Below are 8645 nucleotides of genomic sequence, written 5' to 3' on the forward strand. Positions count from 1 at the left end.
TGACTTATGATTTTAACAGTCACAATGAACCCATCCATCGATATTTCCTATCCCTTGGATGAGTTGAAGATTGATACTGTCAATCGTGTGGTGGATGTAACCAAAACGGCTGGTGGTAAGGGACTCAATGTTACCCGAGTCCTTTCAGAATTTGGGGATTCTGTTCTTGCTACCGGTTTAGTGGGTGGCAAACTTGGTGAGTTTTTGGTTGAACATATCGATAATCAAGTAAAGAAAGATTTCTTCTCAATTCAGGGAGAGACTCGTAACTGTATCGCTATTCTCCACGGTGACAACCAAACAGAAGTTCTTGAAAAAGGTCCTGAAGTATTGGAACAGGAAGGTCAAGACTTTTTGGAGCATTTCAAAAAACTCCTAGAGTCAGTTGAAGTAGTAGCTATCTCAGGTAGTCTGCCAGCTGGCCTTCCAGTTGATTACTATGCGAGCTTGGTAGAACTTGCTAATCAAGTTGGCAAGTCTGTAGTCTTGGACTGCTCAGGTGCAGCTCTTCAGGCGGTTCTTGAATCACCACATAAACCAACAGTCATCAAACCAAATAATGAGGAATTGTCCCAGCTTCTAGGAAGAGAAGTTTCTGAGGATTTGGATGAATTAAAAGAAGTCCTCCAAGAACCTTTGTTTGCAGGTATTGAATGGATTATCGTTTCACTTGGTGCCAACGGTGCCTTTGCCAAACATGGAGACACTTTCTACAAGGTAGATATTCCTAGAATTCAGGTAGTCAACCCTGTCGGATCTGGAGATTCTACTGTAGCAGGAATTTCTTCAGGACTTCTTCACAAAGAATCAGATGCAGAATTACTCATCAAGGCAAATGTCCTTGGTATGCTCAATGCTCAAGAAAAAATGACTGGTCATGTCAACATGGCCAACTATCAAGCTCTATATGATCAATTAATAGTAAAAGAGGTATAAAATGGCTTTAACAGAACAAAAACGTGCACGCTTAGAAAAACTTTCTGATGAAAATGGTATCATCTCAGCTCTTGCATTTGACCAACGTGGTGCTTTGAAACGTCTCATGGCTCAACACCAAACAGAAGAACCAACTGTTGCTCAAATGGAAGAACTTAAAGTCTTGGTAGCAGATGAATTGACTAAATACGCTTCATCTATGCTTCTTGACCCTGAGTATGGACTTCCAGCGACTAAAGCTCTTGATGAAAAAGCTGGTCTTCTTCTTGCTTATGAAAAAACAGGTTACGACACAACAAGTACAAAACGCTTGCCAGACTGCTTGGATGTTTGGTCTGCAAAACGTATTAAAGAAGAAGGTGCAGATGCAGTTAAATTCTTACTTTACTATGATGTAGATAGCTCAGACGAACTCAACCAAGAAAAACAAGCTTACATCGAACGTATCGGTTCTGAATGTGTGGCTGAAGATATCCCATTCTTCCTTGAAATTCTTGCTTACGATGAAAAAATTGCTGATGCAGGTTCTGTAGAATACGCGAAAGTAAAACCACACAAAGTTATTGGTGCTATGAAAGTCTTCTCAGACCCACGCTTTAACATTGATGTCTTGAAAGTAGAAGTTCCTGTTAACATTAAATATGTTGAAGGCTTCGCTGAAGGTGAAGTAGTTTACACACGTGAAGAAGCAGCAGCATTCTTCAAAGCTCAAGATGAAGCAACTAACTTGCCATACATCTACTTGAGTGCTGGTGTATCAGCTAAACTCTTCCAAGATACTCTTGTATTTGCTCATGAATCAGGTGCAAACTTTAACGGAGTTCTTTGTGGCCGTGCTACATGGGCTGGATCAGTTGAAGCATACATCAAAGATGGTGAAGCAGCAGCTCGCGAATGGCTTCGCACAACTGGATTTGAAAACATTGACGAATTGAACAAAGTTCTTCAAACAACAGCGACTTCATGGAAAGAACGCGTGTAAGCAAGTCCTCCTAGGTTAGGAACATGAATCTAAAAATTTTTTAAAAAAAGTTGTATGTAAAGGTTTACAAAATAACTTACTTGTGCTACACTTAAATCACAAGTTAATACAAGGTGAGTGTTACTAAGTAATATTAGGCATGATCACAGATGAATTAGAAATCGGATGATTTTCTAGTTCATTTGTGGTCATTTTTTGTACTCATATACCTTTAAGATACAAAAGGAGGTTGACATGTATCGAATTCTAAATCCAATGAATCACAATGTCTCGCTTGTCAGAAATGATAAAGGAGAAGAAGTGATTGTGATTGGTAAGGGGATTGCATTTGGAAAGAAGAAAGGGGATTTGATTGCTGAACATCAGGTTGAGAAAATCTTTCGGATGAAGACCGAAGAGTCCAGAGAAAACTTTATGACTCTCCTCAAAGATGTTCCGCTTGATTTTATCACAGTGACCTATGAAATCATTGATAAGCTATCAAAGAAATATCATTATCCGATTCAAGAGTATCTCTACGTAACCTTGACAGATCATATTTACTGTTCTTACCAAGCTCTAGCACAAGGAAGGTACAAGGATAGTAATCTGCCAGATATTTCCACTAAGTATCCTGTCGCTTTTCAAATCGCAAATGAAGCATTTGAAATTTACCGTCAGAAGCTAGCAGATCATTTTCCTGAGGACGAAATTATTCGGATTGCTTATCATTTCATTAATGCCGAAGGTGAAAATGAAGTGGAACTTGTGGAGTCGATTGATAAGAGGAAAGAAATTCTCAGGAATGTTGAAGAAGTGCTAAAGGGTTATGCAATTCAACGAACCAAAGAGAATAATCATTTCTATGATCGTTTTATGATTCATTTGAATTATTTCTTGGATTATTTAGACAGATCTAGAGATGATAACCAATCACTTCTGGATATGGAAGACCACATCAAACGATCCTATCCAAAAGCGTTCGAGATTGGTTCCAAGATCTATGATGTGATTACGGAATATACGGGTCTTGATTTGTATAAAAGTGAACGAGTTTATCTAGTTCTACATATCCAACGTTTATTGTCATAAAAATTTATTTAAAACTATATAAGGAGAATTCTATCATGAATAGAGAAGAAGTAACATTGTTAGGTTTTGAAATCGTAGCCTATGCTGGCGATGCTCGTTCAAAACTATTGGAAGCCTTGAAAGCTGCTGAAGCTGGCGATTTTACAAAAGCCGATAACCTAGTTGAGGAAGCTGGTAGCTGTATCGCAGAGGCTCACCATGCTCAAACAAGTCTATTGACTAAGGAAGCTTCTGGTGAGGACTTAGCGTATAGTGTGACCATGATGCATGGCCAAGACCACTTGATGACAACTATCTTGTTAAAAGACCTAATGCACCATTTAATCGAACTTTATAAGAGAGGAGTTAAATAATGAATAAACTAATTGCATTTATCGAGAAAGGAAAACCTTTCTTTGAGAAACTATCTCGTAATATCTATCTTCGTGCTATTCGTGATGGTTTCATTGCAGGTATGCCTGTTATTCTCTTCTCAAGTATTTTTATCTTGATTGCCTTTGTACCAAACTCATGGGGCTTTAAATGGTCTGATGAAGTTGTAGCCTTTCTGATGAAACCTTATAGCTATTCTATGGGTATTCTGGCTCTCTTGGTAGCTGGTACAACAGCTAAGTCATTGACTGACTCAGTAAACCGTAGCATGGAGAAAACCAATCAAATCAACTATATGTCAACACTGTTAGCAGCGATTGTTGGTTTGTTGATGTTAGCAGCTGATCCTATCGAAAATGGTCTAGCTACTGGATTCTTGGGAACAAAAGGCTTGCTTTCAGCCTTCCTTGCTGCCTTTGTTACTGTAGCCATCTATAAGGTTTGTGTTAAGAACAACGTCACTATTCGTATGCCTGACGAAGTTCCACCAAATATCTCACAAGTCTTTAAAGATGTGATTCCATTCACTCTCTCAGTTGTTTCACTTTATGCTCTTGATTTACTAGCTCGTCATTTTGTTGGTGCAAGCGTAGCAGAATCAATCGGTAAATTCTTTGCACCATTATTCTCTGCTGCTGATGGTTATCTAGGTATTACGATTATCTTTGGTGCATTTGCATTCTTCTGGTTTGTTGGTATCCATGGTCCATCTATTGTTGAACCTGCTATCGCAGCAATTACCTATGCCAATGCCGAAGTCAACTTGAACCTTCTCCAACAAGGTATGCACGCTGACAAGATTCTTACTTCTGGTACACAAATGTTTATCGTTACCATGGGTGGTACTGGTGCGACACTGGTTGTTCCATTCATGTTCATGTGGTTAACAAAATCAAAACGTAACCGTGCAATCGGTCGTGCTTCAGTAGTCCCAACATTCTTTGGTGTAAATGAACCAATCTTGTTTGGTGCACCACTTGTATTAAACCCAATCTTCTTCATTCCATTTATCTTTGCTCCAATCGCAAACGTTTGGATCTTTAAATTCTTCATTGAAACTCTTGGAATGAATTCATTTACTGCTAATCTACCATGGACAACTCCAGCTCCACTAGGTCTAGTTCTTGGTACGAACTTCCAAGTTCTATCATTCATTCTTGCTGCCCTTCTAATCGTGGTTGACGTAGTTATTTACTATCCATTCCTTAAAGTCTATGATGAACAAATTCTTGAAGAAGAGCGTTCAGGTAAATCTAATGATGAATTGAAAGAAAAAGTTGCTGCAAACTTCAACACTGCAAAAGCAGATGCTATTCTTGAGAAAGCGGGTGTAGAAGCAACACAAAATAAAATCACTGAAGAAACAAATGTCCTCGTTCTCTGTGCTGGTGGAGGTACAAGTGGTCTCCTTGCAAATGCTTTGAACAAGGCAGCTGCAGAATACAATGTTCCTGTGAAAGCAGCAGCAGGTGGCTATGGTGCTCACCGTGAAATGTTGCCAGAGTTTGATCTTGTTATCCTTGCCCCTCAAGTTGCTTCAAACTTTGAAGACATGAAAGCAGAAACAGATAAACTTGGTATTAAACTTGCCAAGACAGAAGGCGCTCAATACATCAAATTAACTCGTGATGGAAAAGGTGCTCTTGCATTCGTACAAGCTCAATTCGATTAACGATAGGGACTATAAAACAGTCTCCTATCGTTACGGAAATCGCTATGGCGAATTTCCTAATCGCCTTGTTAATTCGTCGGTAAAAAGATATCGTTTTTACCTCCTCATGTCACAATTCGGTGACTTGGTACAAGAAGTGAGATGGAGAAGGATAGCTCACTGACTCCTCTCCTCTCACTTTTACTTTATTTAAATCAAGAAATAGGTGAAAAAATGACAAAAACATTACCAAAAGACTTTATTTTTGGTGGCGCAACAGCTGCCTATCAAGCAGAAGGTGCTACACATACTGATGGTAAAGGACCAGTAGCGTGGGATAAATATCTTGAAGATAACTACTGGTACACTGCAGAACCAGCCAGTGATTTTTACAATCGATACCCAGTTGACCTTAAGCTAGCAGAAGAGTATGGTGTCAATGGTATTCGAATTTCTATTGCTTGGTCACGTATTTTCCCAACCGGTTACGGTCAAGTAAATGCTAAAGGTGTTGAGTTTTATCATAATCTATTTGCAGAGTGTCACAAACGTCATGTTGAGCCTTTTGTAACTCTTCATCACTTTGACACGCCAGAAGCTCTCCACTCAAATGGAGACTTCTTAAACCGTGAAAACATTGAACATTTTGTAGACTACGCTGCCTTCTGTTTTGAAGAATTCCCAGAAGTAAACTATTGGACAACCTTTAATGAAATTGGGCCAATTGGTGATGGTCAATACTTGGTTGGTAAATTCCCTCCAGGTATTCAGTACGACCTTGCCAAAGTTTTCCAATCGCACCACAATATGATGGTTTCTCATGCGCGTGCAGTCAAGCTATATAAAGATAAAGGTTATAAAGGTGAAATTGGTGTTGTTCATGCCCTGCCAACCAAGTATCCTTTAGATCCTAAAAATCAAGCAGATGTTCGTGCAGCAGAGTTGGAAGATATTATTCACAATAAATTTATCTTGGATGCAACTTATCTAGGTCGCTATTCAGCTGAAACGATGGAAGGTGTCAACCATATCTTATCAGTCAATGGTGGTAGTTTGGATCTTCGTGAAGAAGATTTCACAGCATTAGAAGCTGCGAAAGACTTGAACGACTTCCTTGGAATCAATTACTATATGAGTGACTGGATGGAAGCATTTGATGGAGAAACTGAAATTATCCATAATGGTAAGGGTGAGAAAGGAAGCTCTAAATACCAAATCAAAGGTGTTGGTCGTCGTGTAGCTCCTGACTATGTACCACGTACGGATTGGGATTGGATTATCTACCCTCAAGGTTTGTATGACCAAATCATGCGTGTGAAGAAAGATTATCCTAACTACAAGAAGATTTACATCACTGAAAATGGACTTGGTTATAAAGATGAGTTCGTCGATAACACTGTTTACGATGATGGTCGTATTGATTATGTGAAACAACACTTGGAAGTCTTGTCTGATGCTATTGCTGATGGTGCAAACGTCAAAGGATACTTCATCTGGTCATTAATGGATGTCTTCTCATGGTCAAACGGTTATGAAAAACGCTACGGTCTCTTCTATGTAGACTTTGAAACTCAAGAACGTTATACTAAGAAATCAGCTCACTGGTACAAGAAAGTAGCGGAAAGTCAGATTATAGACTAGTAGAATTAGTAATTAGATATAGAATTCTTGTGAGGCAAAAGATGTTCAAAGATTTTATCCAATCAATTTATGAAAAAGTTTATATCATCAATTTTGATAAATGTTCTCAAATACCTTGTTTGACTAATGAGGAGCTGAAAAATATTGGGAAATGGTATGTCTCTACCGGTAAAGAATGGATTTGCCATTCAGACTATGAGCTAGAAGAATTTAAAAATATCTTTTTAAATTTTATCAGTCCTGAAGAACGGGATAATATCTCCTTTGATTCAGATTTTATGCCGTTTCAACAATCATAAAGAATCTAGGAAACTCCTTGTAAAAATCTTCATCCAAAAATGCGTCATATCAAGATTCTTATTTTCTTGATATGACGCATTTTATTTTTTATCAATCTTCAGTTTTATGGTTTAGAAAGAATAATTTTTGTTTGTTTTGAAAGTTGTTCAAACGTTTCTTTGCTCAGTTTAGAATCTGAAACGATGGTATCAATATCAGAGATATTGTAAAAGGTATAAAAATCAAATTTATTGAACTTACTATTGTCAGCTAGTAAGTATTTTTTATTGGAATTGTTGAGGGCGATGCGTTGGGATTCACCTTCCTCTTCACTAAAGGTCGCAATCGCATTGTCCTTAATACCATTACAGCTAACGAAGGCTTTAGAAAATTGGAGATTGGCAAGATTTTGCAAGGTTAGTGTTCCCACAAAGGCTCCAGTGATAGAGCGATAGTTTCCACCTATTAAAATCAAATCTGTTAGTTTTCGTTCGTTTAGGATGAGAAATACTGGTAAACTGTTTGTTACAACACGAATATTATCAATTGGAAGTTCACGGGCAAAAGATTCCAAGGTTGTCCCTGGCCCAATAAAAATTGTTTCCCCTTCATCAATTAAATGGCCTGCAAAACGGCTAATTTCTTGTTTTTCTGCGATTTGTAAGCTTTGTTTTTCGATATTGGAACGTTCATTGTTTAAAATGGAACCTGTGCGAATTTTTTCAGCTCCACCGTGCACCCGAACAAGTAAATCCTTGTCTGCCAACTCTTGCAAGTAGCGTCTAGCAGTCATATCTGATACATCTAAGCGAGCCATAATTTCTTTTACAGTAATAGTTCCCTTTGTATTTACCGTTTCTAGAATATTATCTAGTTTTTCCTGCTTTAACATCGTTATCACCTCTATTTCTATTACTATTTTATCATAAAGTATTCAATCAATCAATTTAAAAAACAAAAGAAAACAAAAACAAAAACATCATGGTTGTTTTAAACAAACCATGATGTTTTTATCACTTATAAAATAGATGACCTTAGTCCAAACCGTAGTTGTAGTCATCGTCTTGCATAGCTTCAACTTCACCAAGGAGGTAACCATTTCCGACTTGAGAGAAGAAGTCGTGGTTGGAAGTTCCTGTTGAAATACCGTTCATAACGATTGGGTTGACATCGTCAGCTGAATCTGGGAAGAGTGGATCTTGTCCCAGGTTCATGAGTGCCTTGTTAGCATTGTAGCGAAGGAAGGTCTTGACTTCTTCCGTCCAGCCAACACCGTCATAGAGGCTTTCTGTATAGCCTTCTTCGTTTTCATAAAGAGTGTAGAGCAGGTCGTACATCCATTCTTTGAGTTTTTCCTGCTCTTCTTCAGGTAATTCATTGAAACCGAGTTGGAATTTATAACCGATGTAAGTTCCGTGAACAGACTCATCACGAATAATCAGTTTGATGATTTCCGCAACGTTGGCTAGTTTGTTATTACCAAGGTAGTAGAGGGGAGTGAAGAAACCAGAGTAGAAGAGGAAGGTTTCAAGGAAAACGCTGGCTACTTTCTTTTCAAGTGGGCTACCGTTTAGGTAGATTTCGTTGACAATCTCAGCCTTCTTTTGTAGGTAAGGATTGGTATTGGTCCATTCGAAAATTTCTTCAATCTCAGCCTTTGTATTCAAGGTTGAAAAGATTGATGAGTAAGATTTTGCGTGGACAGATTCCATA

At 38.3% G+C, this 8645-nt stretch carries 9 protein-coding genes; 7 read left to right on the forward strand and 2 right to left on the reverse strand.

Annotated elements, in window-relative coordinates:
* The first annotated feature begins 6 nt into the window (after positions 1-6).
* From N8N51_RS03280 to N8N51_RS03310, 7 genes are all read left to right on the forward strand, one after another.
* Positions 7-936 carry a tagatose-6-phosphate kinase gene (locus N8N51_RS03280; protein ID WP_261103561.1) on the forward strand — a complete coding sequence of 310 codons (930 nt, stop codon included), beginning with the start codon at positions 7-9 and terminating at the stop codon, positions 934-936.
* Position 937: 1 nt separating this feature from the next.
* A complete protein-coding gene (gene lacD / locus N8N51_RS03285; protein ID WP_001229114.1) occupies positions 938-1918 on the forward strand; it encodes a tagatose-bisphosphate aldolase in 981 nt (326 codons plus the stop codon).
* Between the two features lie 234 nt (positions 1919-2152).
* Positions 2153-2989, forward strand: coding sequence for a PRD domain-containing protein (locus N8N51_RS03290; protein WP_261103562.1), 837 nt, complete (start codon positions 2153-2155; stop codon positions 2987-2989).
* Between the two features lie 35 nt (positions 2990-3024).
* Positions 3025-3342, forward strand: coding sequence for a PTS lactose/cellobiose transporter subunit IIA (locus tag N8N51_RS03295; protein ID WP_261103563.1), 318 nt, complete (start codon positions 3025-3027; stop codon positions 3340-3342).
* On the forward strand, positions 3342-5033 hold the full coding sequence (locus tag N8N51_RS03300) for a lactose-specific PTS transporter subunit EIIC (protein WP_261103564.1): 1692 nt from the start codon (positions 3342-3344) through the stop codon (positions 5031-5033). Before N8N51_RS03295 ends, N8N51_RS03300 begins: the two co-directional genes overlap by 1 nt.
* A 213-nt stretch (positions 5034-5246) precedes the next feature.
* Positions 5247-6653, forward strand: coding sequence for a 6-phospho-beta-galactosidase (gene lacG / locus N8N51_RS03305; RefSeq protein WP_261020177.1), 1407 nt, complete (start codon positions 5247-5249; stop codon positions 6651-6653).
* A 41-nt stretch (positions 6654-6694) separates the two neighbouring features.
* Positions 6695-6952, forward strand: a complete 258-nt coding sequence (locus N8N51_RS03310) for a DUF3884 family protein (RefSeq protein ID WP_080983331.1) — start codon at positions 6695-6697, stop codon at positions 6950-6952.
* A 104-nt stretch (positions 6953-7056) separates the two neighbouring features.
* On the opposite strand, the gene N8N51_RS03315 is transcribed toward N8N51_RS03310, so the two are convergent.
* Complete coding sequence (locus N8N51_RS03315) at positions 7057-7824, reverse strand: DeoR/GlpR family DNA-binding transcription regulator (protein WP_000917572.1); 768 nt, start codon at positions 7822-7824, stop codon at positions 7057-7059.
* 142 nt (positions 7825-7966) lie between these two features.
* Positions 7967-8645, reverse strand: a 679-nt coding sequence (gene nrdF / locus N8N51_RS03320; RefSeq protein ID WP_261103565.1) for a class 1b ribonucleoside-diphosphate reductase subunit beta, incomplete at its 5' end; no start/stop codon positions are given.

It is taken from the genome of Streptococcus mitis (genome assembly GCF_946188685.1).
GTDB lineage: Bacteria > Bacillota > Bacilli > Lactobacillales > Streptococcaceae > Streptococcus > Streptococcus mitis_CC.

Excerpts from the sequence above, each read along its gene's own strand:
- N8N51_RS03280 (WP_261103561.1), top strand. The coding sequence starts at position 7 with ATGATTTTAACAGTCACAATGAACCCATCCATCGATATTTCCTATCCC.
- lacD (WP_001229114.1), top strand. The coding sequence starts at position 938 with ATGGCTTTAACAGAACAAAAACGTGCACGCTTAGAAAAACTTTCTGAT.
- N8N51_RS03290 (WP_261103562.1), top strand. The coding sequence starts at position 2,153 with ATGTATCGAATTCTAAATCCAATGAATCACAATGTCTCGCTTGTCAGA.
- N8N51_RS03295 (WP_261103563.1), top strand. The coding sequence starts at position 3,025 with ATGAATAGAGAAGAAGTAACATTGTTAGGTTTTGAAATCGTAGCCTAT.
- N8N51_RS03300 (WP_261103564.1), top strand. The coding sequence starts at position 3,342 with ATGAATAAACTAATTGCATTTATCGAGAAAGGAAAACCTTTCTTTGAG.
- lacG (WP_261020177.1), top strand. The coding sequence starts at position 5,247 with ATGACAAAAACATTACCAAAAGACTTTATTTTTGGTGGCGCAACAGCT.
- N8N51_RS03310 (WP_080983331.1), top strand. The coding sequence starts at position 6,695 with ATGTTCAAAGATTTTATCCAATCAATTTATGAAAAAGTTTATATCATC.
- N8N51_RS03315 (WP_000917572.1), bottom strand. The coding sequence starts at position 7,824 with ATGTTAAAGCAGGAAAAACTAGATAATATTCTAGAAACGGTAAATACA.